Source organism: Streptomyces sp. ICC1, assembly GCF_003287935.1.
GTDB lineage: Bacteria > Actinomycetota > Actinomycetes > Streptomycetales > Streptomycetaceae > Streptomyces > Streptomyces tritrimontium.
Window position 1 is genome coordinate 5,516,084 of the sequence record NZ_CP030287.1, and the last position, 19,032, is coordinate 5,535,115.

The following is a 19,032-nucleotide window of genomic DNA, read 5'->3' on the forward strand; positions in this document are numbered from 1 at the left end:
ACGACGGTCCCCCGGCGGATCGGCGGCCGGGGTCTACCGCGGCACGGCCTGCAGCCACAGGGGGAGCAGCAGGAGGGACACCAGGGAGCTCTTGATCACGACGGCGGCGGAGAGGTCCACGCCCACGTCGTAGCGCTGGGCGAAGATGAAGGTGTTCTGCGGCGTCGGCATCGCGGCGATCAGCACGAGGTAGGTGAGCCAGTCGCCCCGGACCCCGAACAGCCCCCCGCACACCGCCCAGGCCAGCAGCGGGAAGAGCACGCATTTGAAGCCGATGAGCGCCAGTTCCTCGCGCGTGGTGCCCCGGAGGCCGAGGCCGATGCCGCCGAGGTGGAGGCCGAGGGCGAAGAGCGCCACCGGGGAGGCGCTGTCACCGACGAAGGCGGCCCCGTCCAGGACGGCTCCGGGCACGCGCACGGAGAGCAGGTTGAGCAGGATCCCGGCGTTGCAGGCGAGCACCAGCGGGGTGACCAGCGAGGAGCCGACGGCCCGGGCGAGGCGCTGTCCGGTGCTGCCGGCGCCCGGGCCGCCGCGGCCCAGTTCCATGATGGAGATGACCACGAGCGACAGGACGCACACCTGGAAGAGCAGGACCGGGAAGATCGGCGCCGCCGTCCCGAAGAAGGTGATGAAGACGGGGACCGCGAAGTAGGCGGTGTTGACCTGGACCCCGGCCATCACCCGCAGCGCCACGGCGCGCGGCTCCCGCAGTCCGGCCAGTGCCGTGGCGGCGGCGACGGCCGCGACCGCGAGGCCGGCGGCGGCCGCGTAGCCGCCGATGGCCCGCCAGTCGAAGAGGGCGCCGAGGTCAGCGGTGTAGATGTTGCCGAACAGGTAGCACGGGACGGCGAAGAGGAAGGCGTAGTCGGCGAAGGCCTTGGAGGCCTCGGCGGGCACCGCCTTGCGACGCGCGAGCAGCACCCCGGCACCGAAGGCCAGTACGACCGGTATCAGCTTCTCGAGTGCGGCTGCCCCGCCCATGTGTGCCCGCTCCCCCGCCGCTCCCGTGATCATCTCGGCCGGGCGCAGTCTATGCCGCCCGTGTCAGGGGCCCCGCGGAGCACCGCACGCGGGCTTGACCCTGACGTGCGGGTCAGGGTTTGGCGTCGGCGCACCCACCCGGTGGCCGCCCGCTCGTGCCGCCGGCCACGCCGTGCCGAGGAGCCCGATGAGGTGACCCGCTGGTCGGGCCCGCCGTCGGCGAGGTCCTCGCCGCGCCGGCCGACAGCCCGTTGCGTCCCGGCGAGCTCGTCTCGCACATGCTCGGCTGGCGGGAGTACGCCCTGGTGGCCGCGGCCGGCTGCACCCCGCTGGGCGACGCGCTGCCCGATCCCGTCGCGCACCTCGCCCAGGGGTCGGCCCCGTACGGCGCGCTGACCCGGCTCGCCGCGATCCGCCCCGGGGACAGCGTCCTGGTCACCGGTGCGGCCGGCGCGGTGGGCACGCTGGCGGGCCAGACGGCCCGGCTGCTGGGTGCGGGCCGGGTGATCGGCACCACCGGGTCCCCGGACAAGGCCGAACGACTCGTCGCCGAACTGGGCTACGACGCGGTCGTCCTGCGGGGCGCCGCGCGGCCGTTCGCGGAGCGGCTCGCCGGGGCCGCGCCCGGGGGGATCGACGTACTGCTGGACACGGTGGGCGGCGAGCAACTGGCCGCGGCCGTCGGCGCCGCCCGGCAGGGCGCGCGCTTCGCGCCCGTCGGCGCGCTCTCCGGGCAGCTGGCCGCGGGCCGGGCCGGGGGCAGCGCGCCGGTGGAGATCGACGCCTTCCGCCTGGTCGTCAAGGGCATCTCGCTGCGCGGGTACAGCGGAGCGGACCACCCGGACGTGGAGGAGGAGTGGACCGGGCGCTTCGGCGCCTGGCTGCGCGCCGGCGACATCCGGTTCCCGCACGTGCGGATCCCGGGCATCGATTCGGCTCCGCGGGCGTTGCAGGAGTTGGTCGAAGGACGGCACTTCGGTGCCGTTGTGGTGGAGTTGCGGGGGTAGGGCGGGGAGTGGCGCGGGATGCGGATCGGTGAAGCGGCGGCGGCAGCGGGGACCACGCCCAGGGCCCTGCGGTTCTACGAACAGCGCGGGCTGCTCGTCCCGCAGGGGCGCAGCCCCGCCGGCCAGCGGGAGTACGGGGCCGCGGACGTGGCCAGGATCCGGATCATCCGCGATCTGCTGGCCCACGGGTTCACCGTGGAGGATCTGCGCGGCGTCGCCGACCGGCTGCACCTGCTCGCGGCCGATCCGCCGCCGGCCTGTGGCTCCGGCGGGGTCGTCGGGCACCGGCTCGCCGTGCTCGACGCGCAGATCGAGCGGCTCACCCGGCTGCGCGAGGCCCTCGCCCGGCGGGCCGGAGCCGCCTCCTAGGCCGTCTACTGCTGTGACCGGAACGGGTCGCCGGGGGCGCATAGGCTGGACCGATCATGAGCGAACGATCCCGATCCCGATCCCGATCCGCGGCCGCCGCCAAAGCGGCCGTCGCCGCCGCCTCCGGCGCCGCCGCCCGGGCTCCGCGCGCGTTCGCGGTGGCGCTGCGCACGCCCGCGCGGGCCGCCGAGCCGCTGTTCGCGCAGGCGCCCAGGGCCTGGCAGCGGATGCTTCCGTACGCCGTGACCGCCGCGTGCGTGATGTCACTGCTGCCGGTGACGATCGTGGTGCTGACCAACGACTACAAGGCGGGCGGCGGCTGGGCCGGCGCCCTGGCCGTGGCCCAGACCGTGCCGCTGATGCTCGCCGTGACCCGGCCGCTGCCCGCGTGGGGCATGGTCCTGTTCGCGGACACCGTCGGGGCCGTCGTGCTGACCGGGGCCGACGAGGTGTCCGGGCACTCCTGGCCGTGGACGCCGATGGTGATCATCGGCTACCTGGTGCTGATGGCCTGTCTGGGGCTGCGCGAGTCCATCCGGACCCTGGTCGGGGTGTGGCTGGTGACCGGGGTGGTGGGGGCGCTGCTGAGCGCCTTCCACCCGGACGGGGCGACCAACACCGTCGCCCTGCTGTTCGTGCTGGCCGGTGTCGTGCTCGCGCTGACGGGAGCACTGCGCGGGCTCGGCGACGCCCGGCAGAAGATCGCGGAGCAGGAGAGCATCAGCGAGGCCGAGCGGGCCCGGCGCACCCTGCTGGAGGAACGGGCCCGGATCGCCCGCGAGTTGCACGACGTGGTCGCCCACCACATGTCGGTGATCACGGTGCAGGCCGACTCCGCGCCCTACCGGCTGCCCGGCATGGCGGAGCCGGTGCGGGAGGAGTTCGCCGCGATCGCGGCGAGCGCCCGCGAGTCGCTGGGCGAGATGCGGCGGCTGCTGACGGTGCTGCGCGGGGACGAGGCGGGCGGTGGCGACCGGGCCCCGCAGCCCGGGATCGGCCGGCTCCAGCAGCTGGTGGAGGCGACCGTACGGGCGGGGCAGCCGGTGGAGTTGGCGCTGGCCGCGGGGGCGGCGGAGGCGGCGTCCCCGGCCGTGGACCTGTCCGCGTACCGGATCGTGCAGGAAGCCCTCGCCAATGTGGTGCGGCACGCGCCGGGGGCGCCGACCCGGGTGTCGGTGACCTTCGACGCCGAAGAGGTCCTCGTGCTCGTGGTCAACGGCCCGGCGCGGGACGCGGTGGTGGCGCTGGAGACCTCGGGCACCGGGCACGGTCTGGTGGGGATGCGCGAGCGCGTACGGTTGACGGGCGGGACGCTGGACACCGGTCCGCTGCCCGACGGCGGCTTCCGGGTCGCCGCCCGCCTACCCCTGGACACCCCGGCAGAGGAACAGAGTTGACCATCCGCGTGATCATCGTCGACGACCAGGCCATGGTGCGGGCGGGGTTCGCCGCGCTGCTGTCGGCGCAGGCCGACATCGACGTGGTGGGCGAGGCGCCCGACGGGCGGGCCGGCGTCCAGGTCTCGCGCACCGTCCACCCCGACGTGGTCCTGATGGACGTCCGAATGCCGGAGATGGACGGGCTGAGCGCCGCCCGTGAACTCCTCGATCCGCCACCGGGCGTGGTGCACCGGCCGAAGGTGCTGATGCTGACCACCTTCGACATCGACGACTACGTGTACGAGGCCCTGCGCGCGGGGGCCTCCGGGTTCCTGCTGAAGGACGCCCCGCCGGCGGACCTGATCGCGGCGGTCCGGGTGGTCGCCTCGGGCGACGCGCTGCTCGCGCCGTCGGTGACCCGGCGGCTCATCGCGGACTTCGTCGAACGGCGGCCGGCGGCGCGGGGGAACCCGGCGCTGCGGCTGAACGGGCTGACCCCGCGTGAGACCGAGGTACTGGAGCTCATCGCGCGCGGGCTGTCGAACCAGGAGATCGCCGGGCACCTGGTGCTCGCCGAGCAGACGGTCAAGACCCACATCGGTCGGGTGCTGGGCAAGCTGGACCTGCGGGACCGGGCCCAGGCCGTGATCTTCGCCTACGAGGCGGGCCTGGTGCGGCCGGGCGACACGAAGGCCTGACCTCGGGTCCGGGCCTCGGGTCCGGGCCTCGGGTCCGGGCCTCGGGTCCGGGCCTCGGGTCCGGGCCTCGGGTCCGGGCCTCGGGTCCGGCCTCCGTTCCGGACTCCGTTCCGGACTCGGTCCGGCCTCCGCTCCGGCCTCCGTTCCGGCCTCGGCGGCCCGGCTCTCTCCTCCACCCCCTACCGGGGTATGACATCCGACTTGGCTCCACGGTCCGACGCCCCCGCGGGTACCTCCTTCCTACCTTCCTCCTCGTCACGAGGAGAGGAGAAGGGGCATGCGCCGCTTCGCAAGGACACTGACCACGGCCGCATTCGCGGCGGCCGTCGTCGCGGGGACCGCGGGATGGGCCTCCGCCGACGCCCAGACGGCCGTCACCGGGCCGCCGCCCGGCGCCGCCGCCTGGCGGGCCGACACCGTGTCCGGGCAGCCGCTGCCGGATCCGGCACGGGCGACGCCGCGCGAGGTCGCGCGGTTCTTCGCCGCGCTGGACGGCGTGCGGGCCCAAGGCCTCGTACGGTCCCACCCGCTGGTGGTGGGCAACCTGGACGGGGCCCCGCCGCCCCTCAGGTACGAGGCCAACCGGCTGGCCGTCCTGGCCTCGGGCCAGGCCCGCTTCGCCTCGCTCGCCGCGCCCGGCCGGCAGATCCTGGCCTTCGACCCGCGCGGTCGGGGCACGGTCGCCGAGGTGTTCGGGGACCTGGAGCGGGCCGCGCACATCTCGGTGGTCGTGCCGGGTTCGGACAACGACGCCACCACCTACGACCGCGGGCGGGCCGCGTACACCGGCCCGGCGGGCATGGCCCGCTCGCTGCGGGCCGCCACCTCGGACGCGGCCGCCGTCATCGCGTGGACCGGCTACTCCACGCCCGTCGGCGTGGGACTGGACACGGCGCAGGGCCGGCTGGCCGAGGCGGGCGCGGTCCGCCTCGCACGCTTCACCGACGGGCTCGACGCGGTCGGCGCACCCGACCCGGTGCTCTTCTGCCACAGCTACGGCTCGGTGGTCTGCGGACTGGCCGCCCGGCACACGGACGCCACCGACATCGTCGCGTTCGGATCTCCCGGAATGCGGGCCGACAGCGTCGCGGGGCTGCGCACCGGAGCCCGCGTATGGGCGGCGCGCGGACCCTCCGACTGGATCTCCGACGTGCCCAACGTGGAGTTCGCCGGGCTCGGCCACGGCGCCGACCCCACCTCGCCGGCCTTCGGCGCCCGCCGGGTCCCCGCCGCCGACGTGGCCGGACACACCGGCTACCTCACCCCCGGCACCCAGTCCCTGAAGGCCTTCGCCTCGATCGCGACGGGAGACACCCGATGAGCGCGCCGGGCACGGGCATCCTCGCCGCGGCACGGGCCGCCGCCGGTCGGATCGACGCCAAGACACCGGCCCACCGCGACCGGGCCGTCGACGGACTGCGGGCGCTGGCCCTGCTGGCCGTCCCCACCGGGCACTGGCTGCTCGGCGGGTTCACCCTCGACTCCGACGGGGCCCTGCACAACGCCAGTCCGCTCACCGCCTTCGGCGCCCTGGCCCCGGCGAGCTGGCTGCTGCAGATGCTCGGGATCTTCTTCCTCGTGGGGGGCTACGCCTCGGTGCTCTCCTTCCGGCGGCGCACCGCCACCACGGGGGCGTGGCTGAAGGGCCGGATCGCCCGGCTGGGGCGACCGGTCCTCGGGGTCACGGCGGTGTGGGCGCTGGCCGCGCCCGTGCTGTACGCGGCCGGGGTGCCCGAGGCCACGCTGCGGACCGGGGCCACGCTGGTGATCCAGCCGCTGTGGTTCGTCGGGGTGTACGTGGCGGTCACCGCGTTGACCCCCTTCTGCGTACGGGCCGCCCGCCGGCTCGGCGGCTGGGCGGCGGCTCCGCTGCTCGGCTCGGTCGCGGTGGTCGACTTCCTGCGCTACGGGCCCTTCGCGGACTCGGTGCCGGGCTGGCTGGCGCTGGTGAACATCCTCCCGGGCTGGCTGTTCGCCTACCAGCTGGGCGTGTCGTGGGGCGAGGGGCGGATCGGACGGCGCGGGGCGTGGCTGCTGCTGGCGGGCGGGGGCGTGCTGTTCGCGGTGCTGCTGGCGGTCTTCCACTACCCGGCGTCGATGGTCGGCGTGCCGGGCGAGGCCCGCACCAACTCGCATCCGCCGTCGCTGCTCGTCCTGGCGCTGGCCTCGGCCCAGTCGGGGGCGGCGATCCTGCTGCGGGACCGGCTGGGGCGGCTGCTGGCCCGGCCCGCGCTGTGGGCACCGGTGGTCGTGATCAACCTGTGCGCGATGACGATCCTGTGCTGGCACCAGACGGCGATGCTGGCGGCCGCCGTGCCGGGCTCCTTCGCGGGCGGGCTGGCGGGGCTGACGACGGCTCCGGACAGCCTGGGGTGGATCGCGGCCAGGCTGGCGTGGATGCCGGTCTTCGCGGCGCTGCTGGTGGGCATCGCCCGGTACGCGCGGCGGTTCGAGGAGCCGTGGACGAAGGCGACGGCGGTGCGCCGGACGGCGGCGGGCGTGCTGTCGGCGGGGTTCGCCGTCTTCGCGCTGGGGCTGGCGTAAGGGCCGGCGTAAGGGCTGCCGCCGGAGCTGCGGGCGCCGGGCGCGGTGCACCGCCACGAAACGAGAGCGCCGCTCCCCGGGGGGAGCGGCGCTCTCGCTGTCCGTCGTCAACCGCCCGCGGACCGCCGTCAGGCGATGGAGGCGGCGACGATCGCGGCCACCGCGATGTTGCAGGAGGCCGTCACCCACACCGCGGGGTGCGGCTCCGGGTCGACCACGATGACGCCGAGCTTGCCCGGGGTCACCAGGTCCAGCACCAGGAAGGCCACGCCCATCAGGACGAGGCCGAGGACGCCGAACGCCGCCGTGGAGAGCAGGCCCTTGCCGAAGTCGTCGTAGGTCGTCCAGATCGAGGTGAAGACGATGCCGCCGATGCCGAGCAGCGCGGAGGACAGCAGGACGGAGGCGTTGCGGTTGCGCTCCTCCCAGATCTGCTTCGGCAGTTTGCCGGGGGTCAGCACGTCCACGAGGACGATGCCGAGGATGAGCAGCACCAGACCCACGCCGCCGAATGCCGTGGTGCGGCCAAGTCCGTTGATGATGTCGCTCATTGGGAAGCCGTCTCCGGGTGGGTAGGAAGTACGTCGCGTGCCTGTCGGCGCGGTGGCCGAATCTATCGCACGGCATGGCACCGGACCATGGGGAGGTCAGGAAGTGGCGAAGCTCAGGACCGCGCTGCCCGCGGAGGCCGAGGCGCTGACGGGGCTGGTCATGCGCTCGAAGGCGCACTGGGGCTACGACGCCGGGTTCCTGGCCGCGTGCGCGCCCGAGCTGCGGATCGCGCCCGGCGACGAGGCGCGCCGCCGGATCGTGGTAGCCGAGGGCGGAGCCGGAGCCGACGGCCGCGGAGCGCCGGTGCTCGGGCTGGCCTCCCTGGACGGCGAGCCCCCGCTCGGGCGGCTCGGGCTGCTCTTCGTGGAGCCGGCCGCCATCGGCCGGGGCGTGGGGCGGCTGCTCTACCGGGACGTGCTGCGGCGCGCCGCCGGGCTCGGTTTCCGCCGGCTGCTCATCGACTCCGATCCGCACGCCGCCGGGTTCTACCGGGCCGTGGGCGCGGCGGAGGGGGCCGCGGCGGACGGGGTCCGGTACGAAGCGGGAGGAGTGCGGGACGTGCGGGATCACCGGCAACGCGGCCGGGCCGGGGAGGAGTGGGAGGGGGCCGTGGGCCTGGTGCATGCGTGGTTCCCCGGTGAGGGGGCTCCCGTCGGGGGCCGTGCGCGGCCCAAATGGACTGTACCGGCCCACCGTTCGAGGCCTGGGGGGAAGCGATCATTCCGATTGTGTCGGACCCCCCGCGACCCGCCGGTCTGGTACCGATATATCGATGCCCTAGTCAACTGTGCTGTCCGACAGGTGGTCTGACCCACCCCCCGGCGGGGCAATCCAGCCCCGCCGGCAAGCCCGCCCAATCCAGCCCCGCCGGCGAGTCCGGCCGATCCAGCGGCGCCGCACCCGACGACGGCCGCCCCCGAGGCGGGTCGGGGCCCCGGGCCGCCCGCGGCCCGGGACCCACCGTTCGGGCACGCCGCCAGGCGACCGGCACAATGGGCCCGTGCTCCACGATCTCTTCCCGCCCGGAATCCAGCACGGCCTGGACCTCGCGGGCATCTTCGTCTTCGCCACGGCCGGCGCCCTGCTCGCCGTACGCAAGAACTTCGACGTCTTCGGCATCGTCGTCCTCGCGCTCGTCACGGCCCTCGGCGGCGGCCTGTTCCGCGACATCGTCATCGGTGCCACGCCCGCCGCCGCCTTCGGCGACCTCGGCTTCTTCGTCACCCCGCTGATCGCCGCCGCGTTGGTCTTCTTCCTGCATCCCGAGGTCCAGCGGATCAACCGCGCCATCAACGTCTTCGACGCGGCCGGCCTCGGGCTGTTCTGCGTGACGGGCACGACGAAGGCCTACGAGTTCGGCCTCGGCCTCACCGCGTCCGCCGCGCTCGGCGTGGCCACGGCCGTCGGCGGGGGCGTGCTGCGGGACGTACTCGTCAACGAGGTGCCGTCGCTGCTGCGCGACCGGGAGATGTACGCCGTGCCGGCCGTCATCGGCGCCTCGATGGTGGCCCTGTTCATCAGCTTCGACGCCCTGAACGGGATCACGACCGGCCTCGCGATCGTCACCACCTTCGTGCTGCGGCTGCTGGCCATCCGCTACCACTGGCGGGCGCCGCTCGCGTGGAACCGCCGCTCGGCGGTGGCGGAGGAGCCGTAACGAGCCCGCAATCAAACAAAGCTACCGCTTAGTAGGTTCCCGGTGTACTTTCGTTCCATGTCACACGCAGCTGCCAAGGCCTCCATCGGCGACAGCGAGTTCGACCGCGACACCGCCGTCACCGCCCGCGCGGGCGAGCCCGGGGTGTACGACGCGGACCTCTCCGCCGGGTGGACGATCATCACCGCCGTCAACGGCGGCTACCTGCTGGCCCTCGTGGGCCGCGCCCTGTCCGCGGCCCTGCCGCACCCGGACCCCTTCACGGTCTCCGCGCACTACCTGACCTCGTCCGTGCCCGGCCCCGCCGTGATCCGCACCGAGGTCGTACGGATCGGCCGCACGCTCTCCACCGGCCAGGCCTCCCTCTTCCAGTACGACGAGAGCGGCGCCGAGGTCGAGCGGATCCGCGTCCTGGCCTCCTACGGGGACCTCGCGACGCTCCCGGACGCCGTCCACACCACGGCCCTGCCGCCCGTCATCCCCGCGTACGAGGACTGCCTCGGCCCCGAGGCCGGCCCGGCCCCGATCCCCGGCAGCTCCGCCATCGTGGACCGGCTCCGGCTGCGCCTGGACCCGGCGACGGCCGGCTGGGCGGTCGGACAGCCCTCGGGCAAGGGCGAGATGCGATCCTGGTTCGAGCTGGCCGACGGGCGCGACGCGGACCCGTTCTCCCTGCTCCTGGCCGTCGACGCGCTCCCGCCGACCTCCTTCGACCTCGGCCTGGTCGGCTGGACCCCGACGGTGGAACTCACCACCCACGTCCGCCACCGCCCGGCCCCCGGTCCGCTGCGCGTCGCCATCACCACGCGCAACCTCTCGGGCGGCTTCCTGGAGGAGGACGCGGAGGTCTGGGACTCGGCGGACCGCCTGGTGGCCCAGTCCCGCCAGCTCGCCCGCGCGCCCCGCATCCCTTCCTGACGCGTCGGCCGGAGCGCTCCGCGGAGCACTCCGGCCGCCCGCCGGCCGCCCGCCGGCGGCCCGCCGGCCGCCCGTCGGCAGGGGTCCCGGACCACCGGCCGCGCCCCGCGGGGGAATCCGGGTCGCGGGGGGCTCGTAGAATCGGGGGATCATGGCCTACCTCGACCACGCCGCCACCACTCCGATGCTTCCGGAGGCCGCTGCGGCGATGACCGCGCAGTTCGCCGTCACGGGCAACGCGTCCTCCCTGCATGCCGCCGGCCGCCGCGCCCGCCGCACCGTCGAGGAGGCCCGTGAGGCCCTCGCCGAGGCACTCGGGGCCCGTCCGAGCGAGGTGGTCTTCACCGCCGGCGGCACGGAGGCCGACAACCTCGCCGTCAAGGGGCTCTACTGGGCCCGCCGCGACGCCGACCCCGCCCGGACCCGCGTCCTCGCCAGCCCCGTCGAGCACCACGCCGTCCTCGACGCCGTGCACTGGCTCGCCGAGCACGAGGGGGCACGCGTCGAGTACCTCCCGGTCGACCGCTACGGCCGCGTGCACCCGGAAGCCTTCCGCGAGGCGATCGAGCGCAACCCCGACGATGTCGCCCTCGCCACCGTCATGTGGGCCAACAACGAGATCGGCACCGTCATGCCGATCGCCGAACTGTCCGCCGTGGCGGCCGAGTTCGCAATCCCCCTGCACTCCGACGCCGTCCAGGCCTTCGGTCAGCTCGACGTCCGCTTCGGTGACAGCGGCCTCGCCGCCATGACCGTCAGCGGTCACAAGGTCGGCGGACCGTACGGGATCGGCGCGCTGCTGCTCGGGCGCGACCAGAGCCCCGTACCGGTCCTGCACGGCGGCGGCCAGGAGCGGCACGTCCGCTCCGGGACCCTCGACGTCCCGGCGATCGCCGCCTTCGCCGTCGCGGCCGTGCTCGCCGCCGAGCGGCGCGAACGGTTCGCCGCCGAGATCGGCGCGCTGCGGGACGAGCTCGTCGCCGCCGTGCTCCGGGAGGTCCCCGACGCGGTCCTGGGCGGCGACCCGGCCGGCCGGCTCCCCGCCAACGCCCACTTCAGCTTCCCCGGCTGCGAGGGCGACTCCCTGCTGCTCCTGCTCGACGCCCAGGGCATCGAGTGCTCCACCGGCTCCGCCTGCACGGCGGGCGTGGCACAGCCCAGCCACGTCCTGCTGGCCACCGGCACCGACCCGCAGCTGGCCCGCGGCACCCTGCGGTTCTCGCTGGGCCACACCTCCACCAAGGCCGACGTCGACGCGGTGGCCGCCGCCATCGGCCCGGCCGTGACCCGCGCCCGCACGGCGGGCCTCAGCTAGGCCGTCTAGTGCTGTGACCCGGTGGACCTTTCCGGTCACAGCACTAGGCGCCCGCCGCGCCGGCCTCGTTGACCATGCGGAGGTAGCGGTCCCAGTCCCAGTGGCGGCCGGGGTCCGTGTGGTCGGCTCCCGGCACCTCGGAGTGCCCGAGGAAATGCTTGCGGTCGGCGGGTATCCCGTACCGCTTGCAGATGTCGGCGGCGAGCCGCGCCGAAGCCCCGTACATCGCGTCCGTGAAGTCCTTCGGCCGGTCCACGAACCCGACGTGCTCGATGCCGACGCTGCGCTCGTTCATGGAGCGGTTGCCCGAGTGGAAGGCGACATCGAGCTCGCGCACCATCTGCTCTATGTGGCCGTCCTGGTCGACTATGTAGTGCGCCGAAGCCCGGTGGAACGGATTCTTGAACGCGTCCACCGAGGACGCGAAGCCGCCCTGCGTGACATGCACCACGATCCGGTCCACCCGGTAGTCCGCGGGCCGGTCCGCGAGCCGCCAGTTCGCCGGAGAGGCCGCCGTCCAGGAAGCCCCCGCGTGGTCCAGCTCGCCGTCCTTCCGCGGCTTGGACACCCCGGGCACCAGCCACCAGGCCCGCCCGATCTCGTCGCGCCCGGCGACCGCCGCGGCCGTCAGCACCCCGAGCCCGCCGAACAGCACCGCCCTGCGGGTCCGCCCGGGCCGCCCTTTGTTGCCCGTACCGCCCTTGTCGCCCTTGCCGCCCATGGTGATCCACCCCCTGTCACCGATAACGCGCTGTGACCCCGCCCGGTTCCCCCGTACCCTGGACGGTGCTATGACTGAGAACCTGCCGAGCAGCCCCCGCCCCCTCCGCGTCCTGGCCGCCATGTCCGGCGGAGTGGACTCCGCCGTCGCCGCCGCACGCGCCGTCGAAGCCGGGCACGACGTGACCGGCGTCCACCTCGCGCTCTCCGCGAACCCGCAGTCCTTCCGGACCGGTGCCCGCGGCTGCTGCACGATCGAGGACTCCCGCGACGCCCGCCGCGCGGCCGACGTCATCGGCATCCCCTTCTACGTCTGGGACCTCGCCGAGCGCTTCCGCGAGGACGTGGTCGAGGACTTCATCGCCGAGTACGAGGCCGGGCGCACCCCGAACCCCTGCCTGCGCTGCAACGAGAAGATCAAATTCGCGGCGCTGCTCGACAAGGCCCTCGCCCTCGGCTTCGACGCCGTCTGCACCGGCCACTACGCCACCGTCGTCCTGAACGGGGACGGCACGCGCGAGCTGCACCGCGCCTCCGACATGGCCAAGGACCAGTCGTACGTCCTCGGCGTCCTCGACGAGAAGCAGCTCGCCCACGCGCTCTTCCCGCTCGGCGACACCCTCACCACCAAGGACGAGATCCGCGCCGAGGCCGAGGAGCGGGGCCTGGCCGTCGCGAAGAAGCCCGACAGCCACGACATCTGCTTCATCGCCGACGGCGACACCCAGGGCTTCCTCGCCGGCCGCCTCGGCAAGGCCGAGGGCGACATCGTCGACGAGGCCACCGGCGAGAAGGTCGGCACCCACGAGGGCGCCTTCGGCTTCACCATCGGCCAGCGCAAGGGCCTGCGGATCGGCCACCCGGCCCCCGACGGCAAGCCGCGCTACGTCCTCGACATCTCCCCGGTGAACAACACCGTCACCGTCGGCCCCGTCGAGGCCCTCGACGTCACCGCCCTCACCGCGATCCGCCCCCGCTGGTGCGGCTCCAGCCCCGCCGCCCCCGGTACGTACACCGCGCAGCTGCGCGCCCACGGCGGCGAGACCGAGGTCTTCGCCGAGCTCGTGGACGGCGAGCTGCGCGTCTCCTTCACCGAGCCGGTCCGCGGCGTGGCCCCCGGCCAGGCGATCGTCCTCTACGACGGCACCCGCGTGGTCGGCTCCGCCACGATCGCCGCGACGACCAGGGCCACGGCGGCCGTCTAGACCGTCCCTGGCCAGGGACGGTCTAGGGACAGGCCAGGGACGGGCCAGGGCCCTGACCGGGGCCAAGGGCGCCGGGTCAGGCCACCGTCAGCACGATCTTGCCGGTGGTGCGCCCGCGCTCGCCGATCTCGTGCGCCTTCGCGGCCTCGGCCAGGGGCAGCACCGTCTCGACGATCGGCCGCAGCTTCCCCTCCTCCACGAGGGCCGCGATGGCCCTCAGGCCCGCGTGGTCCGGCTCCACGAGGGTCCAGCCGGTGCGGAAGCCCTCCGCGCCGGCCGGTACGTCGTCCGGGCTGTTCAGGGTGATCAGGTGCCCGCCGGGGCGCAGCACCTTCAGGGAGCGCGCCGCGTAGTCCCCGCCGATGGCGTCGATCACGACGTCGACCTCCGACACCGCGTCCTCGAACACCGTGGTCCGGTAGTCGATCAGTTCGTCGGCCCCGAGCGAGCGGAGCACCTCGTGCTTGGCGGCGCTGGCGGTGCCGATCACGTACGCCCCGAGCGCCTTGGCGATCTGCACGGCGAAGTGCCCCACGCCGCCCGCCGCCGCGTGTACCAGGACCCGCTGCCCCGGCCGCACGCCGGCGGTGTCGGTGAGCGCCTGCCAGGCGGTCAGCGCGGCCAGCGGGAGCGCGGCCGCCTGGACGTGGTCGATCGCGGCCGGCTTGCGGGTGAAGTGCCGGGCCGTGGCCGTGACGTACTCGGCGTAGCCGCCCGCCGGGAGCGGGAAGCGGGGCATGCCGAAGACCTCGTCGCCCGGCTGGAAGAGGGTCACGCCGGGGCCGGCGGCCTCGACCGTGCCGGACACGTCCCAGCCCAGGACGAGCGCCGGCTCCCAGGGGACGAAGGTGCCGCCGGCCCGGACCTTCCAGTCCACCGGGTTCACCCCGGCCGCGTGGACCCGTACCAGGATCTCGCCCGGGCCCGGCTCCGGCCGGTCCAGCTCGGTCTCGGTGAGTACCTCGGGTCCGCCCCACTGGCTGACGACGATGGCGCGCATGTGTTTCTCCTCGGGTGTGTCAGGTGCTGGTGTCCGGCGCGGTCTGTCCGGTGCTGCTGCCGGACCAGCTTCGGCTGCGGAGCAAGGCCGCGGTATTGGCCGTAAGGCCACCCTGTGACAGGATCTGGCCATGCACCGGATCGCCGTACTCGCCCTCGAAGGCGTCCCTCCGTTCGAGCTCGGGATGCCCTCCCGGGTGTTCGGCAACGCCGTCGACGACTCCTGGAAGCCGCTCTACGAGGTGACCGTCTGCACCGTCGACGGGCAGCCCGTGACCAGCGACGCGGGCTTCACGGTCGGGGTCTCGGCGGGGCCCGAGGCCCTCGCGGCCGCCGATACGGTGATCATCCCGCCGACCAACGTCATGATGGCGCTGGAGCAGGGCGTACCCCTGCCCCGGCCGCTCGCGGACGCCCTCGCCGCGATCCGCCCCGGCACCCGGCTGGTGTCGATCTGCACCGGCTCCTACGTGCTCGCCGCCGCCGGCCTGCTCGACGGCCGGCCCGCCACCACGCACTGGATCAAGGCGCCCGCCTTTCAGCGGGCCTTCCCGCGCGTCAAGCTCGACGAGGACGTGCTCTTCGTCGACGACGGGGACATCCTGACCTCCGCCGGGGTCGCCGCCGGCGTGGACCTCTGCCTCTACATGGTCCGCCAGGACCACGGCACGGCCGTGGCCAACCGCGCGGCGCGCCTGTGCGTCGTACCGCCGTGGCGCGACGGCGGCCAGGCGCAGTACATCGACCGGCCCGTCCCGGAACCCACCCTCGCCACCACCACCGCCACCCGCGCCTGGGCCCTGGAACGCCTTGCCGAGCCCGTCGCGCTCGCCGAACTGGCCGCCCACGCCCGGATGAGCCTGCGCACCTTCACCCGGCGGTTCCGCGACGAGGTGGGCATGACCCCGGTCCAGTGGCTCACCGTCCAACGCCTCGAAGTCGCCCGCCACTTGCTGGAGTCCAGCGATCTTCCCGTGGACCTGGTCGCCCACCGGTCGGGATTCGGCTCAGCCAACTCCCTGCGCCAGCACATGCGGGCGTCCCTCGGTGTCTCCCCGATCGCCTACCGCCGCACCTTCCAGCCCAACTCAGTTCTACCCACGCACCATTGATGGTCCGTCACCCCCTCGGCATACTGCCTGGTTCCTGCACTCTTCTCTCAGGGGGAACCACGTGCGCAACCACCACGGCAGGGCGGGGGCGGCGGCTTCGGCCGCCGCGGCCGCCGCTCTCGCGCTCACGGCGGGGCTGACCACCCCGGCCGCGGCCGCGGCCGGGCCGGGCTTACCGGGCGGGACGTCGGCAACATCCGCGGCATCCGCGACGTCCGCGACATCGACGGCGCCGGCGAGGTCCGCGGCCGCCGCGGCCCGGACCACCCGCGTCACCCTGATCACCGGCGACCGCGTCGTCCTCGGCGCCGGCGGCGAGCCCGTCGGCCTCGAACGCGCCGAGGGCCGCGAGCACATACCGTTCTCGCTGCGCCGCGAGAACGGCCACACCAGCGTCCTGCCGTACGACGCCCAGCCGCTGATCCGCGCGGGGAAGCTCGACGCCCGCCTCTTCGACGTCACCGAGCTGAGCCGCCCCGAGTACCAGGACGCCCGCTCCGGCCGGCTCCAGCTGATCATCGGCTACGAGGGCGGCTCCGCCCCCGCGGCCCGCTCGACCCTGCGGGCCGCGGGCGGCCTCGAGGTCACCCGGACGTACACCGTCCTGGACGCCGAGGCCGTCAGCGCGGCCCCCGCGGCCGCCGCCGCCCTCTGGGAGGCGGTCACCGACCCCGGGCGGGACGCCGGCCGGCGCGCGGCGGCCCCCGGCATCGCCACCGTCTGGCTCGACGCCGTCCGCACCGCCACCCTCGACAAGAGCACCCGGCAGATCGGCGCCGACAAGGCCTGGGCCGCCGGGTACGACGGCGCCGGCGTCAAGATCGCCGTTCTCGACACCGGCATCGACGCCACCCACGCCGACCTCGCGGGCCAGGTCGTCGCCGAACAGAACTTCTCCCGGTCCGCGGACGCCGTGGACCGCGTCGGCCACGGCACGCACGTCGCCTCCATCGCCGCCGGTACGGGCGCCCGCTCGGCCGGCGCCCTCAAGGGCGTCGCGCCCGGCGCGAAGCTGCTGAACGGCAAGGTCCTGGACGACCGCGGCTCCGGCAACGACTCCGGGATCCTCGCCGGGATGGAGTGGGCCGTCGCGCAGGGCGCCGACATCGTCAACCTCAGCCTCGGCGCCCCCGACACGCCCCAGCTCGACCCCGTCGAAGCCGCCGTCGACAAGCTCAGCGCCGAGACGGGCGTGCTGTTCGCCGTCGCCGCCGGGAACAGCGGCCGCCGCGGCCCCGGCTCCGTCCAGTCCCCGGGCAGCGCGGACGGCGCGCTCACCGTCGGCGCCGTCGACGACGCCGACGTCCTCGCCCCCTTCTCCAGCACCGGCCCGCGCGTCGGCGACGGCGGGGTCAAGCCCGACGTCACCGCCCCCGGCGTCGACATCACCGCGGCCGCCGCCCCCGGCAGCGTCATCGACCGGGAGACCGGCCAGGGCCCGGCCGGCTACCTGACGATCTCCGGCACCTCCATGGCCACCCCGCACGTCGCCGGGGCCGCCGCCCTGCTCAAGCAGCGGCACCCGCACTGGAAGGGCCCCGAGCTCAAGGGCGCGCTGACCGCCTCCGCCACGGGCGCGGCCCACACCCCGTACCAGCAGGGCACCGGCCGGATCGCCGTCGACGGCGCGCTGGAGCAGAGCGTCGTCGCCCAGCAGGGCGCGCTGACCTTCGACGCGCAGCGCTGGCCGCACACGGACGACACCCCGCAGTCGCGGAAGATCACCTACCGGAACCTCGGCACCGCGCCCGTCACCCTCGACCTCGCCGTCGCCGGCAGCGGACCCGACGGCAAGCCCGCGCCCGAGGGCTTCTTCACCCTCGGCGCCCGCCAGCTCACCGTCCCCGCGGGCGGCACCGCCGAGACCGAGCTGACCGTGGACACCCGCCCCGGCGGGACGGTCGACGGCACGTACAGCGCGTACGCGACCGCCACGGCGGCCGGCGGCGGTCAGCGCGTGCGCACGGCCGCCGTCGCCGAACGCGAGATCGAGTCCTACGACCTCACGCTCCGGCACATCGGCCGCGACGGGAAACCCACCAAGGAGTACGGCACCACCGTCCAGGGCACCAGGGGCGGCGCCGCGGCCCGGCGCTTCGAGGCGTACGACGACTCCGGCACCGTCACCCTGCGCGTCCCCAAGGGCGGCTACCTGCTCGACGCCTCCCTCGTCGTCGACCCGCTGGACCTCACCAAGGGCGCCGACTGGATCGTCCAGCCCGCGCTCGACATCGCCGGCGACACCACGGTGACGTTCGACGCGCGCACCACCAGGCCGGTGGACATCACCGTCCCGTCGAAGTCGGCGCGGGCCCAGTTCGTCATGCCGTCGTACACCCTGCGCGAGGGCGGCGCGGAGTACGGCTTCGGCTTCTGGCTCGACGCGCTCACCGGGTTCCGCACCCGGCAGCTGGGCCCGTCCCCCGCGCCCGGCACGCTGCGCCAGCAGTGGGACGTGCACTGGGCGGACGGGGCGTCGGCCGAGTACCACGCCGTGCTGGGCGGTCCGGTACGGAGCCTCGCGACCGGCTACGCCCGGCACCTGAAGGCCCGCGACCTGGCGGCCGTCGAGGTCGGGCAGGGCGCCTCGGCGCCGGGCAAGCAGGGCTCGCTCCTGGCGATGGGCAACCTCCCGGAGGCCCGCTCCTCCTCCTCGATGTCGATCCCGCGGCCGCTGCCGACCACGGCCACGGTGTACCTGTCGACCCTCGACAAGGTGACCTGGGACCTCTCCTTCACCCAGAGCGCGGGCCGGGACGGGAACGGCTTCCCGCTGGAGGAGGCGACGTACTCCGCGGAGAGCGGGCGCACGTTCACGGGCGGCCGCACCTACCGCGAGCGGTTCAACACGGCGGTCTTCGGGCCCCGCGCGGACGCCGCCCACGGGGTCTTCCGCGAGGGCAACACGATCACGGGCTCCGTGCCGCTGCTGGCGGACGGCGCGCACCACGTCGGCGACTTCCACGACGCCACCGGCAGCACCGTCCTGCGCCGCGAGGGCGTCGTCGTGGCCCGCAGCGAGGCCCCGCTGGCGGCGAGCGATCCGTTCGCGGTCGAGGCGGGTGAGGCGGCGTACGAGCTGACCACGACCGCACGGCTGCGCCCCGAGCTCTCCGGGACCTCCTCCACGGTCACGGCGACCTGGTGGTTCCGCTCGAAGGAGACGTCCGGGCGGACCGCGCTCCCCGCCTCCGTCGTCCGCTTCGGCGCCCACCCGGCGCTGGACGGCACCCTGCCGGCCGGACGGACGGTGAGGTTCCCGGTGACCGTGCAGGGCCCGGCGGCCGCGGCCCCGGCCCGGCCGCGGGTCGAGGTCTCGTACGACGAGGGCCGCACGTGGCGGCCGGTGCGCGTGCACGACGGCGAGGCCGCGGTGCGCACCCCGGCGAAGGGCGGGTCGGTCTCCCTGCGGGGCACCGTCGCCGACGGGGCGGGCAACAAGGCGGAGGTGACGGTCATCCGGGCCTACCTGGCGCGCTGACGCCCGCGCGACGATGACCCCGGAGGTAATCGCCTCCGGGGTCATCGGCGGGCAGGATCGGACCAACAAGCCGATCCCGCAAGGAAGACGAGGCC

At 74.7% G+C, this 19,032-nt stretch carries 17 protein-coding genes; 13 read left to right on the forward strand and 4 right to left on the reverse strand.

Annotation, left to right across the window (positions count from 1 at the left end; all coding sequences use genetic code 11):
- Positions 1-33 precede the first annotated feature (33 nt).
- Positions 34-981, reverse strand: a complete 948-nt coding sequence (locus DRB96_RS25970) for an AEC family transporter (protein WP_112450629.1) — start codon at positions 979-981, stop codon at positions 34-36.
- 251 nt (positions 982-1,232) lie between these two features.
- Here DRB96_RS25970 and DRB96_RS25975 point away from each other — a divergent pair, with 251 nt between their 5' ends.
- From DRB96_RS25975 to DRB96_RS26000, 6 genes are all read left to right on the forward strand, one after another.
- Positions 1,233-1,988, forward strand: a complete 756-nt coding sequence (locus tag DRB96_RS25975; RefSeq protein WP_343234584.1) for a zinc-binding dehydrogenase — start codon at positions 1,233-1,235, stop codon at positions 1,986-1,988.
- A gap of 18 nt (positions 1,989-2,006) precedes the next feature.
- On the forward strand, positions 2,007-2,357 hold the full coding sequence (locus tag DRB96_RS25980) for a MerR family transcriptional regulator (RefSeq protein ID WP_112450630.1): 351 nt from the start codon (positions 2,007-2,009) through the stop codon (positions 2,355-2,357).
- A gap of 56 nt (positions 2,358-2,413) precedes the next feature.
- The gene (locus tag DRB96_RS25985; protein ID WP_112450631.1) at positions 2,414-3,754 is read left to right on the forward strand and encodes a sensor histidine kinase; all 1,341 of its coding nucleotides are present in this window, start codon (positions 2,414-2,416) and stop codon (positions 3,752-3,754) included.
- Positions 3,751-4,434 carry a response regulator transcription factor gene (locus DRB96_RS25990; RefSeq protein ID WP_112450632.1) on the forward strand — a complete coding sequence of 228 codons (684 nt, stop codon included), beginning with the start codon at positions 3,751-3,753 and terminating at the stop codon, positions 4,432-4,434. Before DRB96_RS25985 ends, DRB96_RS25990 begins: the two co-directional genes overlap by 4 nt.
- A 277-nt stretch (positions 4,435-4,711) precedes the next feature.
- Positions 4,712-5,755, forward strand: a complete 1,044-nt coding sequence (locus DRB96_RS25995; protein WP_112450633.1) for an alpha/beta hydrolase — start codon at positions 4,712-4,714, stop codon at positions 5,753-5,755.
- Positions 5,752-6,978 (forward strand): acyltransferase, encoded by a 1,227-nt coding sequence (locus DRB96_RS26000; RefSeq protein WP_112450634.1) that lies wholly within the window; start codon positions 5,752-5,754, stop codon positions 6,976-6,978. Before DRB96_RS25995 ends, DRB96_RS26000 begins: the two co-directional genes overlap by 4 nt.
- Positions 6,979-7,106: 128 nt before the next feature.
- On the opposite strand, the gene DRB96_RS26005 is transcribed toward DRB96_RS26000, so the two are convergent.
- Positions 7,107-7,529, reverse strand: coding sequence for a DUF350 domain-containing protein (locus tag DRB96_RS26005; RefSeq protein WP_112450635.1), 423 nt, complete (start codon positions 7,527-7,529; stop codon positions 7,107-7,109).
- Between the two features lie 103 nt (positions 7,530-7,632).
- Here DRB96_RS26005 and DRB96_RS26010 point away from each other — a divergent pair, with 103 nt between their 5' ends.
- From DRB96_RS26010 to DRB96_RS26025, 4 genes are all read left to right on the forward strand, one after another.
- Entirely contained in the window at positions 7,633-8,340 is a 708-nt protein-coding gene (locus DRB96_RS26010; RefSeq protein ID WP_239517764.1) for a GNAT family N-acetyltransferase, read from the forward strand.
- A 190-nt stretch (positions 8,341-8,530) separates the two neighbouring features.
- Entirely contained in the window at positions 8,531-9,187 is a 657-nt protein-coding gene (locus DRB96_RS26015) for a trimeric intracellular cation channel family protein (protein ID WP_112450636.1), read from the forward strand.
- 57 nt (positions 9,188-9,244) lie between these two features.
- Complete coding sequence (locus DRB96_RS26020) at positions 9,245-10,105, forward strand: thioesterase family protein (protein ID WP_112450637.1); 861 nt, start codon at positions 9,245-9,247, stop codon at positions 10,103-10,105.
- Positions 10,106-10,256: 151 nt separating this feature from the next.
- The gene (locus tag DRB96_RS26025; protein ID WP_112450638.1) at positions 10,257-11,420 is read left to right on the forward strand and encodes a cysteine desulfurase family protein; all 1,164 of its coding nucleotides are present in this window, start codon (positions 10,257-10,259) and stop codon (positions 11,418-11,420) included.
- A gap of 43 nt (positions 11,421-11,463) precedes the next feature.
- On the opposite strand, the gene DRB96_RS26030 is transcribed toward DRB96_RS26025, so the two are convergent.
- Positions 11,464-12,141, reverse strand: a complete 678-nt coding sequence (locus tag DRB96_RS26030) for a peptidoglycan recognition family protein (RefSeq protein WP_112450639.1) — start codon at positions 12,139-12,141, stop codon at positions 11,464-11,466.
- A gap of 70 nt (positions 12,142-12,211) precedes the next feature.
- On the opposite strand from DRB96_RS26030, the gene mnmA reads away from it, so the two are divergent.
- A complete protein-coding gene (gene mnmA, locus DRB96_RS26035) occupies positions 12,212-13,345 on the forward strand; it encodes a tRNA 2-thiouridine(34) synthase MnmA (protein ID WP_112450640.1) in 1,134 nt (377 codons plus the stop codon).
- Between the two features lie 76 nt (positions 13,346-13,421).
- Here mnmA and DRB96_RS26040 read toward each other — a convergent pair whose 3' ends face one another.
- On the reverse strand, positions 13,422-14,345 hold the full coding sequence (locus tag DRB96_RS26040) for an NADP-dependent oxidoreductase (RefSeq protein ID WP_112450641.1): 924 nt from the start codon (positions 14,343-14,345) through the stop codon (positions 13,422-13,424).
- A 130-nt stretch (positions 14,346-14,475) separates the two neighbouring features.
- Here DRB96_RS26040 and DRB96_RS26045 point away from each other — a divergent pair, with 130 nt between their 5' ends.
- Together DRB96_RS26045 and DRB96_RS26050 are read left to right on the forward strand one after the other, a co-directional pair.
- Positions 14,476-15,456 carry a helix-turn-helix domain-containing protein gene (locus DRB96_RS26045; protein ID WP_112450642.1) on the forward strand — a complete coding sequence of 327 codons (981 nt, stop codon included), beginning with the start codon at positions 14,476-14,478 and terminating at the stop codon, positions 15,454-15,456.
- Between the two features lie 61 nt (positions 15,457-15,517).
- Positions 15,518-18,937 carry a S8 family serine peptidase gene (locus DRB96_RS26050; RefSeq protein WP_204357818.1) on the forward strand — a complete coding sequence of 1,140 codons (3,420 nt, stop codon included), beginning with the start codon at positions 15,518-15,520 and terminating at the stop codon, positions 18,935-18,937.
- Positions 18,938-19,032 lie beyond the last annotated feature (95 nt).